A 16,718-nucleotide genomic window follows, 5' to 3' on the forward strand; every position below is an offset into this window, starting at 1 on the left:
ACCTATGTACCCTTTGTTGCTGCCTCGTGCAGCATCGCCACTATGCGGGTCACCGAAGCGTCATCTAAGTCTGGATAAATCGGCAAACATAGTATTTCTTCGGCTGCCGCCACTGCGTTTGGAAGACCGGCAGGATCCGACGATGGCAAGCTTCGGTACATAGAGAAATTCGATATCAGCGGATAGAAATACCGCCTCGGATGCACGCCGCGCTCCTTCATGTAATGAAACAGGTCATCGCGGTTCATGGGGAAGGCGTCCCCAATACGGATCGGAAAATAGGAGTGGTTCTGGCGGCTTTGGCCAGTATCAGTCAAACATTGGACGCCCGGCAGTCCGGCAAGTTCAGCCCGATAGCGTTTGTCAATCGCAGCGCGCCTGCCGATCGCCTCGTCGACATATTTAAGCTGCAGCAGACCAAAAGCCGCGTTGATCTCGCTCATCTTGCCATTGATGCCGGTTTCTATAACAGATGTTTCCCCATCATGGCCGAAATTCTTAAGCTGGTCGATATAACGCTTCTGTTCCGGCGTCCTACAGACAATTGCTCCGCCCTCGAATGTATTGAACACCTTGGTCGCGTGGAAGCTCAAAACCGATAAATCCCCGTGGGTCAAGACAGAACCACAATGACATTCCACGCCAAATGCATGGGCGGCGTCATATATTACCGGTATACGATGTTTTAGGCCTATAGCGTCAATCGCGTCCACGTCCGCGGGGTGGCCATAACAATGGACAGGCAAAATTGCAGCGGTATTCTCCGTGATGGCCGCTTCAATTCGAGCTGGGTCGAGGTTTAAACTGACGGGATCCACATCGACAAAGACCGGTGTGCAACCCATCCATAAAATTGCATGAGTCGTAGCCACAAAAGAGTAGGGCGTCGTGATCACTTCCCCTTTGATCCCCAGCGCTCGCAAAGCGACTATCAAGGCGACGGTGCCATTGTTGAAGAGCGAGATATGCGGCACGTTCAGGTAGCTACACAGGCTTGCTTCGAGCTCTTCATGGTAGGGGCCGCAGTTGGTTAATACCCCTCGGTCCCAAATTTTGCCCAGCAGATCTTTGAACTCTTCGAGCGGAGGCAGGTGCGGACGCGTTACATAAATGTCATCTGTCATGTCTGTGTGCAATCTTGTCCCGGTAGTCGTGCCTAGCTCTACTTACTCGTTCGCTATAGGTTCCGCAATGCTGAATCAATGTGTGGGTCGTGAACGCGTATGTGTGAATTGCCCCCACTTCGCCGGACAGTTGTGACAACACAATTCAGAGATCAACATTTTGCCCTGCATGGCGAACCGGACGGCCATCTCCTGACCGGCAAGAGAATTGACTTGAACACTGACCTAAATTGATGTCTGTCTGCGGGTCACGATTGAGCTTTAAAGGGCTAGTGTATGGCCAATGACAGTTTTTCCTCCCTTGCATTCAGCGGCCTATATGAGGACGCACTAGCAGCATGCAAGGCTTCTGTTGCTGACGTCTCACATGATCACGCGGCGAGTTTCATTTCGGGTTATTGCCTCTTCCACCTATCCCGCCCAGCGGAGGCTGCCCATCATTTCTCGCGCGCGCTGCAACTTGCGCCAGGCGATACCTTCGCTATGTCCTATCTGGTTCAGGCTTTAAGTGTTGCTGGAGATGCCGATCAGGCTATAGCGCGTGCGACTGATTACATTCAGCAGTGGCATGGAGACTGCGCATCGGGTCCTTTTAGCGATATCGTGCAGGCGGGTTTAACCAGCCTAGCTGTTAGCAGCAACCCCTCGCTGCGCTCAGGATTTGTCTCGGCGCTCAAAACCCGCAGCGCGGAGGTGCCCGACAGTAAGACGACAGTATTGCCTGCCGCCACTTTAATTGTCGAAGGTCTCGATGCGACACGTCGCTACATTGGATCTCAGTCCACGAACACCGTCTGCTTGGCCGCAGGGCCAATCATCACAATGGCGACAGGGGTTGCCAACGGCCTAGGTGAAATGCTCTGGCAGGACACGGCAGACACGATTCGGTTTGCTGAATTTGAAGGCGCACCTGTTGCCACAACGACCGGTGTCAGAGCTACCGTTGCAGGTTATCCGGCATATGTGGCAGAACTGCGTGATGTGCTTGTCTGCGCTAAATCCAGCGCCGTATTTGGGCCAGGGGATGAGATCCTGTCAGACACCTATGCCGATCCGCGTTTCGGCGCTTCTGTGGATTTGCGCGCAGATGCAACGATCATTGCTAGAAGTGGTGATGCGGCTATTTTTTCCCTAGCCAAACCTACCCGACGTCTTGACCGCGCCATCAGTCTCGTTGGACCAGCTTCGAAACACTTTGGCCATTGGGCTGCCGAATTTCTTCCGCGCATGCGTCACATCGCGCGACTGGACAACAGTTCCGATATCGCGATACTTGTCAACGACGACATGCCTCGCGCCCACTATGAGTTTCTTGCTTTACTTTGTGACAATCCTTTGGTCCGCATCGCGCAAGACGATGTCGTTCAAGTTGCACGTTTAATTGTAGCCCCAACCATCGGCTTCTTCCCATTTGACCTACTCTCAGGCCATTCCGTGCCACTTGAAGAACAGGCATCGTGGTCCGGACCAGCCATGCGCTATATGCGCGATCGGGTCTTTGCTTCATTGGGTAACCAACCAGCCGCCGAGGGAGAGGCTATCTATCTCAGCCGCGAAAGTAGCTCGTGGGGGCGCCCTCTCAACGAAGATGATCTATTGGCGCAGGCCCCCGCGCTGGGCCTTCGGCCCGTACGTCTTGAGACCATGCCTTTTGCTGAACAGGTCAGGACAATTCAACAGGCCTCTACCATCGTCGCTCCGGCTGGGTCGGCTCTCAATATGCTGATGTTTGCCAACTACGACACCAAGTTGCTAATCTTTTCTCAGAAGTACCCGCACAATTGGGGGGGCTGGGTCGGTCCCCTTCGAGAAATTGGTCTGAACCCATGCATGATCATGGCCACAACGGGCGATCCGGTCAGCAAACACGCTAGCTATGGCATCGACATTGATCTTGTGCGGACACTACTCCTTAACACAGCTCCATAAACGGCGGGTCCTGAAACGATCGAACTTCCTGGTCTGAACTCTAAAGGGAAGTGAGCTCGGGCACTTCAGCGAGAAGAATGCTCAGAGCGCATAGTGAGAAGATTAAGTATTCCGATGCAGAGTGACCTCGCCCCGCTGAACTAATCCATTTTGAAGTAAGCTCTGGCCTATTGAGAGGACCAGAGAATGAAGCGCAACCGTTTCACGGACGAACAGATTATCGGCATACTGAAGGAGCACGAGGCAGGCACGCCGGTCTCTGAGCTTTGCCGGAAGCATGGCGTCAGCGATGCCAGCATCTACAAATGGAAGGCCAAATTCGGCGGCATGGACGTGTCTGAGGCTAAACGGCTGAAGACTCTTGAGGATGAGAACGCGAAGTTGAAGCGGCTTCTGGCCGATGCAATGCTCGACAATGCGGCTTTGAAGGACCTCTTGGGAAAGAAGTGGTAACGCCCGCAGCCCAGCGGAACGCTGTCGCGTATTTGATGCACTCCCATCAGATGAGCGAACGGCGGGCGTGTAAAGCCAGCGGCTTTTGCCGAATGACGATCCGTTACGAAACCAGGCGCGGCGACGATGATCGTCTTCGCGAGCGGACGAAAGCATTGGCGCATGAGCGCCGTCGCTTCGGTTATCGACGCATCCACGTGCTGCTCAAGCGCGAAGGGCACCGTGTGAACCACAAAAAGCTCTTCCGGCTGTATCGGGAGGAGAAGCTGACGGTGCGCAAGCGCGGCGGTCGGAAACGAGCCATCGGCACACGCGCGCCAATGCGGGTGCCGATGGCGGCCAATGACCGCTGGTCGCTGGACTTCGTGTCGGATCAACTCACCGATGGCCGCAGGTTCCGGGTCTTAACGATCGTCGATGATTGCACGAGAGAATGCCTGAGCCTCGTCGCCGATACATCGCTCTCGGGCCTTCGGGTTGCTCGTGAGCTGGATCAGATCATCGAGAAGCGTGGCAAGCCTAAGATGATCGTCAGTGACAACGGGAGCGAGTTCACCAGCAACGCGATCCTGCAATGGACGGACCAGGTCAAGGTGGAATGGCACTACATCGCGCCGGGCAAGCCGATCCAGAACGCCTTCATCGAAAGCTTCAATGGCCGACTGCGGGATGAGCTCCTGAACGAGACGCTCTTCTCGTCACTGCCCCATGCTCGGTCATCGCTTTCAAACTGGCGCAGCGACTACAACGATCATCGACCACATTCCGGCCTCGGCTGGCTCACACCGGCCGAGTTTGCTCAGACCATCAACCCGCGACGTGATGCGGTGCTGCGCAGCCGGAATGGCTCCGCACCGCAACCCGCCGCTACTGCCCACAATGCCGCAACCCAAAACCGCCGGAGCGAACTCAAAACTGGATAAAACTTGGGGGCAAGGTCAATGGCCTGCGCGGTTACCCTTGTGATAGAGAATATGTACGATTGGCGGTCGACACCGTCTCCGTGATGGCTGCTGTAAATTCAAACGGCTGTTTCCACGAGAATGTTTTACGAGTCTCTTGATCGTCAATCTCAAGGCTACTCAATAGCCGTCGTAGTGTTTTATTGTTGCCAGTAAGAGTATCAGCTAGGTCCAGTAACACTCGCGGAACAGGAATGGCTCTCGGAGCACGACCCGTTGCAGTCCTAAGTTGGGCAAATAACTCGTCGGTTGATAGTGCGGGCTGATCGCTGATTAAAAAATGCCGTTTGACGGGGTCGGCATAGCTGATGACGGCAATCACAAAGTCGGTGAGGTTGCCCACATAGATCATCGAGCGTTTGTTTTTAACATGTGAGAATAGCGAGGGGCAACCGCGTTCAGTCCACTTCATCAAAGTGGCAAAATTACCCCCCACCCTTGGACCGAAAACAAGAGGCGGTCTTATAATGGCAACGTCCATTTTAGTTTGCCGTCCAACGTCCAGCAAACCCACCTCTGCCTCTGCTTTAGATATCGCGTAAGGATCTTGCGGATTACGCGGATCCAAATTCGTAAATGGTTCTCCAGGCTGGGTTTCCTCACCGTTTACTTTTACAGTACTCATGAAGATGAAGCGACTGACACCAGCGAATGCCGCTTGCCGCGCTAGGTTGAGTGTCGCGTCGACATTTGCGATGCGAAATACATTGAGCGGATCGGCTTCAGTATCTCGCATGACATGAACACGAGCTGCTAGATGTACGACGGTATCCACTTCATGCAAGAAAGGGCGCCAATCGGTCTCTGGCGCATAGGATTGGATCTTGGTTGATCCTTGGCTTTCGCTCCGGCTTATAGCCCTGATAGGCATGCCACGGTTTCTCATGTCCGCTGCCAAATGCGAACCAACAAAACCTGATGCCCCGGTAATCAGTGTTAATCCCATGCTGGCTTCTCAGAATCTGCGGGGGCTGCGCTCATTTGATTGTTGAGAATCTTATCTTTACTAAAGACTACGTCGAATAGGATTTTTCTAATTAATTGTTCGTCACCAGTCTCTAGAGCTAACTGCAGCTTGTTCAACGCTGAGAATATCTCGTAGCTGACGATAGATGAGGAATTGGCCCTCTGAATTTTGGGATGATGCGTGGGTTGTGCGTTTTGGCTGTCGTAAAACAACTCTTCGAAGAGTTTCTCTCCTGGCCTTATGCCGACATACTCAATCGCAATTCCTCCATCGGTTGCCTTGTCGTCTTTGACAGAGAAACCCGCGAGTCGGATCATGTTTTCTGCGAGTTCGCGTATGCGGACTGGCTCGCCCATGTCGAGGAGAAAAACGTCGCCACCCTCTGACAGAGCGCCGGCCTGAACGATCAGTTCGGCTGCTTCAGGAATAGACATGAAGTACCGTGTCATTTCCGGATCCGTGACTGTGACAGGGCCGCCTTTTGCGATCTGTTCCTTGAATAGCGGCACAACCGAACCGTTGGACCCGATTACATTGCCAAAGCGAACGGCGCAGAAGGTTTGTTCATATCCATCTTTTTTTGCGTCGACCGCAATCTGACGAACGATCAGCTCGGCCCACCGTTTTGTCGCTCCCATAACATTGGTCGGGCGCACAGCCTTGTCTGAAGATATCAGCACGAAACTTGCTACATTCTGTTCTGCCGCGGCTTTCGCGATGGTCAAGGTGCCGAAGACGTTGTTGCGGATGCCTTCCAAGACGTTGGCCTCAACCAGTGGCACATGTTTATGAGCGGCTGCGTGGTAAACGACTTCAACACCGTTATCTCGCAGTGTTCTACGCACAAGTTGGGCATCGGTCACGGAGCCCAAGACTGGAGTTATCGGTGTTTTAGTTCCGCTCAGCAGCTCTTGCTCAATGCGGTACAGCGCGAATTCACTCGACTCCAGGAGGATCAGCTTCGATGGCTTCCAGGATGCGATGAGGCGACAGAGCTGGGAGCCGATGGAGCCGCCGGCGCCCGTCACCAGCACTGTCTTGCCGGTCAACGCCTGAGCCAGAAGCGCTTTGTCCGGCGGCACGAATGATCGTCCGAGAAGCTCATCGATCTCGATCTCTCTAATCTGATTGACGATGTATCGGCCGTCGACGATATCAGAGATGTCGGGAACACTACGTACCTTAACCCCAAGTCCAGCAACTCGCCCGATGACTGCTTGCCGGCTTTCGGCAGGGATCGACGACATACTGAGAACGATCTCGCGAATTCCGTACCGTTCAACAAGGCTTGGCAGCTGTTGGGGTGGAAAGACCCTGTAGCCCGCTACATCGCGTCCATGATTCGCAGGATCGTCGTCAATGAGGCCCATGACATATCGGTTTCCATGACCCCGTAACGCACGTGCCAGCTGCGCTGCGGTTGGGCCGGCTCCATAGATAAAGATCGGCTCCTCGTTGCGTCGCATGCCTGTCCCCATGTTCAGGATCCATTTGGCGACAAAACGGGAAGAGCCGACAAGCAGTGTGCCGATCAGGAAGTAGAGGAAAGGGACAGATCGGGGAACAATGCCCTGGCCTGCCATTTCCATCAAAAAGATGATGATGATCCAACTGACCGTCGCGATCATCATGGCCTGGATTATGGTCCAGACGGCGGCCTCCGGGAGATAGCGAATGACAGATCTATAGAGGCCCATGCGAATGAAGACTGGGATCGCAACGAGTGGCGCGAATACTGCAAGAGTCAGGCGCTCCGATGTGATGGCGGGTAACCAGTCAGACAAACGAAGCGCATATGCGGCCCAAAGAGCGACCAGCAGAGAAATGCAATCCATCAGGATCATCAGCGCCCGTTTCCAGCGGCGCGGGGTGCGGATAATCGTCTCGCGAATTGTTCTCACGACCACTTTGTCGACCAGCTTGCTTTTGCTCATGGCGCTGTGTGCTTTCGGGCTGGATGGCGCATTAATGGGACACCCCCTTGGCTCGGATGACCTTGATGACGGTCAGCATCAGAATCCGCAAGTCGAACAGGAAGCTCTGGCGCAGTAGGTACTCTGTATCAAAGGCCACTTTGATGGGTATCTCGAGTTCGTCTCGACCGTTCACCTGAGCCCAGCCCGTTAATCCCGGCCTCAGCTGGTGCACCCCTTTTTCGGTGCGCGCGGCGATAAGGTCGTCCTGGTTGAACAGCGCAGGTCGGGGGCCGACCAGACTCATATCGCCCACAAGGATGGACCAGAGCTGCGGGAGCTCGTCCAGGCTCGATTTGCGCAAGAAACCGCCAATCGGTGTGAGATGGCGTGCGGCATCGCCCAGCAGATGGGTGGCAACGACCGGCGTATCTGTACGCATGGTGCGAAACTTTGGCATCAAGAACAATTGGTTTCCCCGTCCCACTCTTTTCGACCAGTAAAGGGCAGGGCCGGCGGACGTCATCCTTACGGCAAGCGCAATCAAAGCCATCGGCACGCAAATAACGACGAGAGTGGTCGCGGCAACTACAGCGTCGAAAAGTCGCTTCATACTCATATTGCATCCGTTGCTCTTAAAACGAGACTTGGCTCAATAATCCAATTGCTGGTCTGCCGCCAGTGACGTTTGGCAGCGCGAATGGATAGATACATAATTGGCGGTTGCGGCGTTGCCTACCGTGATTGCCCATCTGTCCTTGTCGGCGAGGTGGATCAGACGATAGTTCGTAACGTGTCCTCAGCCACTGTTTGCCATGTCCTTAGGTTTGGTCTGGCGAGGTTGACCGTGCGGCGCAAATCGAGCCTGAACTCTTCATCCGCCATAAGGCGTTGAATGATCTTGGCCAGGTGGGTTGCATCATCAGGTTCGAAGTAAATCGCCAGATCCCGGCAGACTTCCCGCAACGCTTCTGCTGTTGAGCAGATTGCCGGTGTGCCGCACCAGAGCGCCTCGCCGGCTGGCAGGCCCCAACCTTCCAACTTGCTCGGCATTACCAGAGCGAGGGCTCCCTTGTAGAGCTTGACAAGATCGGTCTGGTTGGGGTTGTCGATGAAGATCAGCTTGTCCTGAATGCCCTGAAAAACTGCTCTCGATGCATAGCGACGCAGGCGCTTTCTGTGCGAGCCGGCGATCACGAGTTGCGGCACGGGCTTGCCGTCAGCCCGCATTTGTCTGAGGGCCTCGAGCACGACCTCTATGTTTTTTCGGCCCAGATTGAGAGCAACCGTCAGCAGGTATGGTTCCGTCGGCACGGAGATTTCAGATGTTTCTGTGCCATCAGGACAATGGTGGACGAGTTGCACCACATCGACCGGCCCGCGCGGTGTGGGAAGCATGCCCTTTTCGACGAAGCTCTTGAGCTCTTTTGCGGTGAAGTGCGAATTCGTCAGAATCCGGCCAGCATGCTCGATCAGGTATTGGTTGTCGGCCAGGAAGTTGCGGTCGAGTTTGCGGAATCGTTTCGTCGCTCGGTCATGCAGGGGCATGAAATCATGCAGCAAGGCCACGATGGTCGCTCTTGAACCGCTCTCACGGAGAACCCTCACCATGTCCACGATCAGTTTCGGCCGTGCTGCGGACAAGAAGATGCCGCTTTCGATTGCGACGGGCTTCAGATGTCCGGCGCGTTTAAGCCAACTGGCCCTGTTTTTCTTCGGCGTCATCAGGTTCAAGAGGCTGAAGATCAATGGCAGGACGGGGTTTTTGCCGAAATACGACCTCACCCATTTCTGACCGACATCCTTCGGCAGATCGAACTCGACGCTTCCGTCCTCTCGCTTCTGCCAGGTGACTTCGTAGAATTCCTGCATGCCAAAGGAGAAGACAACGAAGCGGATGTCTTCGCTGAGCGCGGCGGCTTCCCGGCCAATTTCGTGGACCGTGCGGGCAATGCCGTAATATTGCGTGCGCTTGCCCGATGTGGAGAGCAATGCCTCGGTGAGATCGAAATAGAGAGGTCCGCTCATGTGGATGCCTCCTCCTGCATACTGTTTGACAGGGCATAGAGTACACCGCAGAGCAGGCAGAAGTAATGCGTGTAGAATTTCAGATTCAGGAACGAATCGAACATCATCGCAATCGCCCAAAAGAGTGACACTCCTGTTGTCAGGAGTAATCTGTCGGCAGTCGACAGACCCTTGGAAACAAACCAAGGGATCGCAAGGAAGATCAGACCGAGCGTAAGCTGCAGCACTCCGCCGGTTACGAGCCAGGTGAGATACTGATTGTGATTATGCTCGAAGCCATAGGTCGCGTGTATCAGCTTCTGCAAATAGAGTGAGCCATGACCGAAGACGGGGCTCTCCTTGATCGCCGCGATCGACGTATCCCACATGGCGAGCCGAAGTCCGATCGAATCATCATTGGTGACTTCTGTCGATTGGCTAAGCTCGGACGGCGTTGCTGTTGCTGGCTCGGAGTTATCCGGAATCTGCACCGCTTGTGGTGCCGGGGCCGCCTGTGTTGGGGAAGTGGCTTCCTCATCAACTGCGATGAGCTGTGAGGTAATCCTCCCCAGGGTCTCAACTGTCGAGGAGAACCGGCTTGCTGGGCCGCAGTCCGTTGCCAGGCCGATTAGGACGGAAACCACCGCTCCCGCGGTTGCCGCTGTGGCCAGCTGATAGAAGCGTGGTGTGCTTTCCCTCAAAGAAGGCAGGAGGCTCAGGAGCATAAGCAAGCCAAAAACGCCAACTTGCGCCACGGCCACGCCGCGGGAGCCTGTATAGGTCGTCGAGACGATGATGCTCAGCGCGAGCAGGCCGACCCGAAGCCAGCGCTCGCGATTGCCAAGCCTTTCCCACCCGACCAGACAGATAAACGTCAGTGTCGAGAACAGGAGAGCAGGGATGAAAGGCCAGGGCGCCAGTCCCCTTACACGACAGGCGTCCCTGATCCCGGCAAACATCATATAGGACAAAACGGCGAAGCAGGCGACGAGCAGCCAGGGCATCAGTCTGCGAAACTTTGAGGCCAGGTCTTTGATCTGCAGGCTCCGCACCAGTCCGACGGCGAGCATGGCAATCGCGATAGAATATGATTCCAAGCTTGGATTGACCGGGCGGGGATCTGAAGCCTCAAGCCCTGTGAAAAAGAAAAGGACGAACAGGCAGTATGCGAAGTAGATTCCGAACGGGACCAGCAGCGTCCAGATTGGCACCTGATAGTGCCTGTTTTTGAGCGCATGCAACAAGAAAGGGATGGGGAGGACGCCTGCGACGACCAACAGTGGCGTTACCTTGCTGCCGAGAAACAATGCGACGGCAAGCCCAGTGAGAAATAGGATGTCCGAGGCATGCCACAAGCGGTCGATATGGGTCTTCATGGTCCCGTTCCAGATGTCTCAAGGTTTGAGGACGAGAAGGTCAGCTGTTGTGCCGGCTCGAAACGTCCTGTCACGCTTGTTCAAGCGCGAAGTGCATAGGCCAGTCTTACAAAATCATCCCGTAGCCTTCGAATATAGGTCCCGAGTCGTTTCCACTTCGGGAATTTGACGGAGCGGTAGATATCGCGCGTTGCAATTGTCGTGCCGCCGCGCGCTATATTCGCCACGTTCTTTCGCGTCGTGTAGACAAGCCCACTATGGTCCCAGCCCCGTTCGAGGGCTGCGTCCCAAGGGTAGCGCATGACCGTCAGGTGTTCGATCAAGAGCGCTGCTCCTCGCCGGGAAACGGCATAACAGGCCGATGAACCGAGCGGGCCGTGAATGGCGCGACCGATCTCGTCACCTTGGCTTGATGTGTTGGTCTTTCGGAATCCGACGACACGGTGATTGAAGAACTTGATCACGTCTGCATCCGGAACCGCGTCGAACGCGGCTTGCACCCGATCCTTGAGATCGGCGCTCAGTTCGACGTCGTCTTCAATGATGAGGGCGATATCGTTGGTCGTTGTGAGGAATGCGTTGAGCGCCCTGATATGGCTCCTGTAGCAGCCATACTCGCCGGCGAGCATCAGGCGACCCGTGTTGCGGCGGAATGCGGCATCATCGACTGCCTCCCGCTCTGCTTCCGGTGTCAACTTGCCGTCGACTGCCGAGACGCGGGTGAGGGACAAGCCTAGTGCGCTGGCGCGATCCGCCAGGATTTCCCAGCGGTCGGTTGATCGATCCAGATTGATCGCAAGAGTTGCGACATTCATGTTCTCATGTCCTTGCATACCCTCATCCTCTTTCGAGCAGGAGGTAAGGGGAGATGTCGATGCCTGTGTCTTTTCGGCCTTGGAGATTGCTACAAGTTTCATCGGCAATGACAAAGTCGGCGTCGACGTCGGCTTGTTTGGCAATGCTGATTTTGTAGAAGCGCTGCATGTAGGTGTGAAGCGCCCAGTCCTGCCAGGCAATTTGGCATGCGCTGATCACGGGCTTACAGTTGGCTTCATTCGTACACACCAGTTCCCTGATGGCTGCAGCTTGCTCGATCGTTCGGGCATCGGCGCCTGGGCGGCCGAGATTTGCGAGCACGATCACGATGGAAGTTGCGAGGAATAGCAGTGAACCAAACCTCAGAAGCTTACTGCGCTGTTCTGTCAGGCGCGACAACCCGTCCATGAGCGGGGGCGCCACCAGCATCGCGAAGCCTGACGAGTAGAAGAGAAGCGACGTGTTGAAATAGAAGTTCGCGACCCTTGGGCTGAGGCCGATTGGCAGTGACGCTGACATCCCAACCAGGATCAAGAATGCAGCGCGCTTCAGACGCGATCTATTCACCTCGGGGGCACTTTTGCCAAGCTTCCAGCGCCATCCCGCGAGAGCTGCGAGTGCCAGGATTGCCAGCGAGTATCCGTTGACACCAAGGATCTTGCGGAAGACGTAAAGGCCACCGCCATAATGACCACGGGCGCCACTCAGGCTCGATAGGAGTTGCGCGGTAACGTATCGATCAATGGCTTCGCGTGACGGGTCGAATGCGTAAAGTAACCCGAGAAACAGTCCGATGACGAGAACAATAACAACACTATCGATCAGCATTGCCAGGAAGGACTGCCGCCGGAACACCATCCAGTGGATTGCAGGGACTGCCAGGGGAAAAAGGCCGACTGGTCCCTTGGTCATCAGCGACATGCAGATCGCGAGACCGGCGGCTGAAACCAGAGCGAGACGCCGTACAGATGTAAGGGGCGCCGGCCGATCATAGGCGGCAACCAGCAGAAGCACTGAAGTCAGAGAGAATACGGCGAGCAGGTTGTCCAACAGGCCATTGGCAAAGCCCCAGTTTACCCGGCCTGCGATGAGGGCAAGCATCAGGGCGAATGGGAATGCCGCCTGTACGAGAACGTCGTCCTTGTTCAGCCGCTTCCAGATCTGAAACAGCAACACAGCGCAAACGATGAAGGTTAGAAAAGAGAAGCCTTTTTCGACTGCGATGCTGTCACCGAAAAGCGCAAATCCGATCGCCTGCAGCCAGAACATCAGCGGAGGATGTTCGGCGAAGGTCGGAAACAAAGTGTCTGAAAGGTACGGTGCCCATATCGATCCACGCCCCTCCGCCAGATTGCGCGCAAGGGTCGCATAGATGCCGCCGTCGAAAAACATGGACACATGAACGAGCTGAATAAGGATCTGCAGGCAGATGGCGCCAAGCAGAATCAACCAGACGGCATTCATGACTGTCCGCGAAGGCATGGGGCTAGGACCGGCTTTCGTGCTCATTTCCAGATGAACCTATTGGCGATGACAAATTTCCAGACGGTGTCGATCGCGATGCCGGCCAGTGTTGCGATGAAGACGACGTGGATGAGGTTCTCGTAGGCAAGGGTGGCGGCGGAAACATTGGCCACGATGCCGACGGCGGAGACCGCCAGAAACTTCAAATAGCCCGACAAGAGCCGCATCCCGTGCAGTCGCCTGTCCTGGAATGTCAGGAGGTTGTTGAGAAGGAAATTGCTCGTCGCGGCAATCAGCGTGGCAATCGTCTGGGCAACGGCAAAGGAAGCCGAGGCCGCAAGTGCCGAGTAGAGCACGGCGAAATGCACGAACACCCCGGATCCACCGACAAACAAGAAGGAGATGAGGCTCGCCGGAACGATGCCTCTCGTCATCTTGCTCATCAGAAACGTTGCGAATTTCCAGAGAACGTAGCTGTCCAGCTTTGAACTGCCGTGGAGACGAGTTCCGAAATCGAAGAAGACTTCCCCATGGCGCAGGGTCTTGTCCGTGTAGAGGATGTCCAGGAGCAATTTGAAGCCGGGATCACCGAGGTCGGGCGCGAGCTTGAGGAAGCGGTCCCGGCGGATCAAGAAGAAGCCCGTCAGGGGATCGGAGAGTTTCCGTCCGATGACGAAGCTGCTCAGCGCATTGCCGATCTGCGAGAGTTTGCGGCGAAGCGGCGATAGTCCTTCCAGGGCCTGCTCGTCTTCAAGCCGGCGGGCGGCGCTGACGATGTCGAGACCATCGCGTTCCATGCGTTCGACCATTTCGATCAGCACTGCCGGATCGTGCTGTCCGTCTGCGTCCATGACGCAGAGCAGGTCTCCCTTGGCCGAAAGCATGCCCTGGATGCTCGACTTTGCGAGGCCTCGATCGGCAAAACGAATGACGGGACGTACTCGCGGTTCTATCTTGCCGTAATCAAATGCCTTTTGAGCCGTACCATCAGCGGAATTGTCGTCGACAAACAGCAATTCCCAGTCGCGATCTGCGAGTGCAGTCTTCACGCGTTCGGCGAAAGGTATGACGTTTTTGACCTCATTGTAGGTCGGAGCAATGATGGAGATACGTTTCGACAGCACAGGTTCAGCCTATCGAAGGTTTCGCTGAGGATGGGAGCCCATGCGGGGACCCTGGTCCTTTGAGCTGACATGCCTGTACCGAGTGCTCATACTCATGTTCCGTAGACCCCGTCCGGGCTTTTTAAGCCGCATTCCCTCGTTTCCACGGCTCGGTAGCATTTGGGCGCTGATGCAGCAACAGGCTGTGGTCATCTTGCCTGTTGAGGACGATTGATGGCCGATTGCTTGAGTTTCAGGCTGGTGCTTCGACCAGCATCGACCGGCCGAGAGAAGTGTTTGCTGGGGCGCAGCGTTTGAAGGATCGTGAAGCTCTTCTTAGCAGCCCTTGCGGCACGACGAACACCATACGATTTGAGTGCGGAAACTGCGTTGAGTACACGGGCTCGCGTGACTGCATTTGACAAGAACGATAGCGGATTCTAGACAAAATGGGCGGAAGCTGTAGGACAGGTTGTGTCGTTCTGGATGTTGTCATCGATGGCTAGTCTTGATTTTGGCAGTGATGGTCGGGTTGATGGCGTAATCGGTGCGCTCACCTCTTATATCCGAGACCACGAGCTCTGCCCTGGAGATAGCCTGCCCAGCGAACTGGCGCTTTCGAAAGAACTGCGCGTCTCGCGCACTGTCATTCGGGAGGCCTTTCGCTCTCTTGCAGCCATGAGACTGCTAGACCTGCATGTGGGAAAGCGGGCGCGGGTGGCGGAGCTTGACCATGGCGCCATGTCACTGATGATTGAACATGGTGTGGGTACCGAGCAAATCAACGTTCATCAGATATATGATGTGCGGCGGACGATCGAAATGCGGACAGCTAGTCTTGCTGCCCTGCGACGTACCGAGGAAGAGGCTCGCATTCTCCTGGACCATGCGACCGCCATGGAGACACAGTTTCTTCTGCCTGAGAAGGTGATGGAACATGATCTCGCCTTCCACCTGGCCATTGCCAAGGCGTCGAAGAACCCGATTTTTTCGCTGATCCTTGGCGCGTTTCAAACTGTCTCGCGACAAACCTGGCCGATTGGGTGGCGCAGTCGCTCTTCGGACGAGGAGCGAAAGGCCATGAACTCACTGCATCTGTCGATCGCCGAAGCTATCCTTGCAGGGGATCCGCAGGCAGCAAGCCAGTTGATGGCAAAACATTTTGATGAAAGCGCCAAGGCGCTCCTCGCTGCCGGCATTGCTTAAGGAAGCCCCCATGAAAATCACCAAGCTGGAAACCGTGCGCATTGCGGAGCGGCAAAATCTCCTCTGGATCCTGGTCCATACGGACGAGGGTATCACCGGGCTGGGAGAGACCTTTTTCGGGGCAGAAACCGTGGAGGCCTATATCCATGAATATGTCGCCCCTCGCGTCATTGGCCGCGATCCGCTCCAGATTGATCTTTTGGCGGCGGATCTCGTCGGCTATCTCGGTTTCCGCTCTTCCGGAGCTGAGGTGCGCGGCAATTCCGCCTTTGATATTGCCTTGTGGGACATCTTCGGCAAGGCGACCGGGCAGCCTATCGCCCAACTGCTGGGCGGCTTCAGCCGTCGCGAAATTCGGACCTACAATACCTGCGCCGGCACCGAATACATCAAGAAGGCGACGGGGCAGACAACGGCGAATTATGATCTGTCGACATCGGCGACAAGGGCCTATGATGACCTTAACGGCTTTCTTCTTCGAGCTGATGAGCTTGCCCATTCTCTGCTTGAGGACGGCATCACGGCCATGAAGATCTGGCCCTTCGATATGGCCGCGGAGAAGAGCCGTGGCCAATACATCTCCATGCCGGACCTGAAACGCGCGCTTGAGCCGTTCGAGAAGATTTGCTCGGCCGTCGGCGACAAGATGGACATTATGGTCGAGTTCCACTCCATGTGGCAACTCTTGCCAGCCATGCAGATCGCCAAGGCTCTTTCGCCCTACCAGACCTTCTGGCACGAAGACCCCATCAAGATGGACAGTCTGTCCAGCTTGACGCGATATGCTGCAGTCTCTCCGGCTCCCATCTCCGCCTCAGAGACGCTTGGTTCACGTTTTGCATTCAGGGATTTGTTGGAGACCGGGGCAGCCGGCGTCGTCATGCTGGATATCAGCTGGTGCGGTGGGATCTCGGAGGCAAGGAAAATCGCGGCTATGGCCGAAGCATGGCATTTGCCCGTTGCACCTCATGACTGCACGGGCCCGGTGGTGCTGTGTGCATCGACGCATCTATCGCTTAACGCCCCCAACGCTCTGGTCCAGGAAAGTGTCAGGGCTTTCTACAAGACCTGGTATCGCGATCTGGTGACGGCACTTCCGCAGGTGAAGAACGGCATGATTACAGTTCCGCCAGGTCCAGGGCTCGGGATGGAATTGAATCCTGATCTGGCGCGGGTGTTTACCGTGTTTCGCCGGACGTCAGACGCCACGAGCCTTTAGGGCGCCCTTCTCTCATCAGACGAGCCAGGTTCTGCAGTCGTTTCGGCAGATGGTCTCGCAGGTGATGTCTCGGGATGCGGTTCTGATGACCGGTATGCGATTATGACATTCGATCGTCGGCAGTCAGATGATCCCAGGCGGCGGTTTGCGGCTTGAGCAGCACGGGGCGCCGTGACCTT

At 55.6% G+C, this 16,718-nt stretch carries 13 protein-coding genes; 4 read left to right on the forward strand and 9 right to left on the reverse strand.

Annotated elements, in window-relative coordinates:
- Positions 1 to 2: 2 nt before the first annotated feature.
- Positions 3 to 1,124 carry a DegT/DnrJ/EryC1/StrS family aminotransferase gene (locus tag SJY08_RS22565; protein WP_377278882.1) on the reverse strand — a complete coding sequence of 374 codons (1,122 nt, stop codon included), beginning with the start codon at positions 1,122 to 1,124 and terminating at the stop codon, positions 3 to 5.
- 276 nt (positions 1,125 to 1,400) lie between these two features.
- Here SJY08_RS22565 and SJY08_RS22570 point away from each other — a divergent pair, with 276 nt between their 5' ends.
- Positions 1,401 to 3,053, forward strand: a complete 1,653-nt coding sequence (locus SJY08_RS22570) for a glycosyltransferase 61 family protein (protein WP_377278884.1) — start codon at positions 1,401 to 1,403, stop codon at positions 3,051 to 3,053.
- Between the two features lie 186 nt (positions 3,054 to 3,239).
- A protein-coding gene (locus tag SJY08_RS22575; protein ID WP_377278887.1) for an IS3 family transposase occupies positions 3,240 to 4,429 on the forward strand; the annotation gives its coding sequence in 2 pieces (ribosomal slippage) (positions 3,240 to 3,486 and positions 3,486 to 4,429; 1,191 coding nt in all).
- A 31-nt stretch (positions 4,430 to 4,460) separates the two neighbouring features.
- Here the strand turns inward: SJY08_RS22575 and SJY08_RS22580 are convergent.
- The 8 genes from SJY08_RS22580 to SJY08_RS22615 form a co-directional block, all read right to left on the reverse strand.
- The gene (locus SJY08_RS22580) at positions 4,461 to 5,414 is read right to left on the reverse strand and encodes an NAD-dependent epimerase/dehydratase family protein (protein WP_377278889.1); all 954 of its coding nucleotides are present in this window, start codon (positions 5,412 to 5,414) and stop codon (positions 4,461 to 4,463) included.
- Positions 5,405 to 7,279 carry a polysaccharide biosynthesis protein gene (locus SJY08_RS22585; RefSeq protein ID WP_377278996.1) on the reverse strand — a complete coding sequence of 625 codons (1,875 nt, stop codon included), beginning with the start codon at positions 7,277 to 7,279 and terminating at the stop codon, positions 5,405 to 5,407. The genes SJY08_RS22580 and SJY08_RS22585 overlap by 10 nt, the downstream gene beginning before the upstream one ends.
- Positions 7,280 to 7,400: 121 nt before the next feature.
- A complete protein-coding gene (locus tag SJY08_RS22590) occupies positions 7,401 to 7,967 on the reverse strand; it encodes a sugar transferase (RefSeq protein WP_377278891.1) in 567 nt (188 codons plus the stop codon).
- Positions 7,968 to 8,122: 155 nt separating this feature from the next.
- Positions 8,123 to 9,376: a glycosyltransferase family 4 protein gene (locus SJY08_RS22595; RefSeq protein WP_377278998.1), complete on the reverse strand. Its 1,254-nt coding sequence runs from the start codon at positions 9,374 to 9,376 to the stop codon at positions 8,123 to 8,125.
- Positions 9,373 to 10,731 carry an O-antigen ligase family protein gene (locus SJY08_RS22600; protein ID WP_377278893.1) on the reverse strand — a complete coding sequence of 453 codons (1,359 nt, stop codon included), beginning with the start codon at positions 10,729 to 10,731 and terminating at the stop codon, positions 9,373 to 9,375. The genes SJY08_RS22595 and SJY08_RS22600 overlap by 4 nt, the downstream gene beginning before the upstream one ends.
- An 80-nt stretch (positions 10,732 to 10,811) precedes the next feature.
- Positions 10,812 to 11,546, reverse strand: coding sequence for a glycosyltransferase family 25 protein (locus SJY08_RS22605; protein WP_377278895.1), 735 nt, complete (start codon positions 11,544 to 11,546; stop codon positions 10,812 to 10,814).
- 22 nt (positions 11,547 to 11,568) lie between these two features.
- Complete coding sequence (locus SJY08_RS22610) at positions 11,569 to 13,011, reverse strand: ArnT family glycosyltransferase (protein ID WP_377278897.1); 1,443 nt, start codon at positions 13,009 to 13,011, stop codon at positions 11,569 to 11,571.
- A 41-nt stretch (positions 13,012 to 13,052) separates the two neighbouring features.
- On the reverse strand, positions 13,053 to 14,135 hold the full coding sequence (locus tag SJY08_RS22615; protein ID WP_377278899.1) for a glycosyltransferase: 1,083 nt from the start codon (positions 14,133 to 14,135) through the stop codon (positions 13,053 to 13,055).
- Positions 14,136 to 14,612: 477 nt separating this feature from the next.
- On the opposite strand from SJY08_RS22615, the gene SJY08_RS22620 reads away from it, so the two are divergent.
- Both SJY08_RS22620 and SJY08_RS22625 read left to right on the forward strand, forming a co-directional pair.
- Positions 14,613 to 15,320: a FadR/GntR family transcriptional regulator gene (locus SJY08_RS22620; protein ID WP_377278901.1), complete on the forward strand. Its 708-nt coding sequence runs from the start codon at positions 14,613 to 14,615 to the stop codon at positions 15,318 to 15,320.
- A 10-nt stretch (positions 15,321 to 15,330) separates the two neighbouring features.
- A complete protein-coding gene (locus SJY08_RS22625) occupies positions 15,331 to 16,539 on the forward strand; it encodes a mandelate racemase/muconate lactonizing enzyme family protein (protein WP_377278903.1) in 1,209 nt (402 codons plus the stop codon).
- The last annotated feature ends 179 nt before the right edge of the window (positions 16,540 to 16,718 follow it).

Origin of the sequence: Rhizobium sp. R86522 (assembly GCF_042466255.1) — a bacterium.
Lineage (GTDB): Bacteria > Pseudomonadota > Alphaproteobacteria > Rhizobiales > Rhizobiaceae > Allorhizobium.

Excerpts from the sequence above, each read along its gene's own strand:
- SJY08_RS22565 (WP_377278882.1), bottom strand. The coding sequence starts at position 1,124 with ATGACAGATGACATTTATGTAACGCGTCCGCACCTGCCTCCGCTCGAA.
- SJY08_RS22570 (WP_377278884.1), top strand. The coding sequence starts at position 1,401 with ATGGCCAATGACAGTTTTTCCTCCCTTGCATTCAGCGGCCTATATGAG.
- SJY08_RS22580 (WP_377278889.1), bottom strand. The coding sequence starts at position 5,414 with ATGGGATTAACACTGATTACCGGGGCATCAGGTTTTGTTGGTTCGCAT.
- SJY08_RS22585 (WP_377278996.1), bottom strand. The coding sequence starts at position 7,279 with ATGATCCTGATGGATTGCATTTCTCTGCTGGTCGCTCTTTGGGCCGCA.
- SJY08_RS22590 (WP_377278891.1), bottom strand. The coding sequence starts at position 7,967 with ATGAGTATGAAGCGACTTTTCGACGCTGTAGTTGCCGCGACCACTCTC.
- SJY08_RS22595 (WP_377278998.1), bottom strand. The coding sequence starts at position 9,376 with ATGAGCGGACCTCTCTATTTCGATCTCACCGAGGCATTGCTCTCCACA.
- SJY08_RS22600 (WP_377278893.1), bottom strand. The coding sequence starts at position 10,731 with ATGAAGACCCATATCGACCGCTTGTGGCATGCCTCGGACATCCTATTT.
- SJY08_RS22605 (WP_377278895.1), bottom strand. The coding sequence starts at position 11,546 with ATGAATGTCGCAACTCTTGCGATCAATCTGGATCGATCAACCGACCGC.
- SJY08_RS22610 (WP_377278897.1), bottom strand. The coding sequence starts at position 13,011 with ATGAATGCCGTCTGGTTGATTCTGCTTGGCGCCATCTGCCTGCAGATC.
- SJY08_RS22620 (WP_377278901.1), top strand. The coding sequence starts at position 14,613 with ATGGCTAGTCTTGATTTTGGCAGTGATGGTCGGGTTGATGGCGTAATC.
- SJY08_RS22625 (WP_377278903.1), top strand. The coding sequence starts at position 15,331 with ATGAAAATCACCAAGCTGGAAACCGTGCGCATTGCGGAGCGGCAAAAT.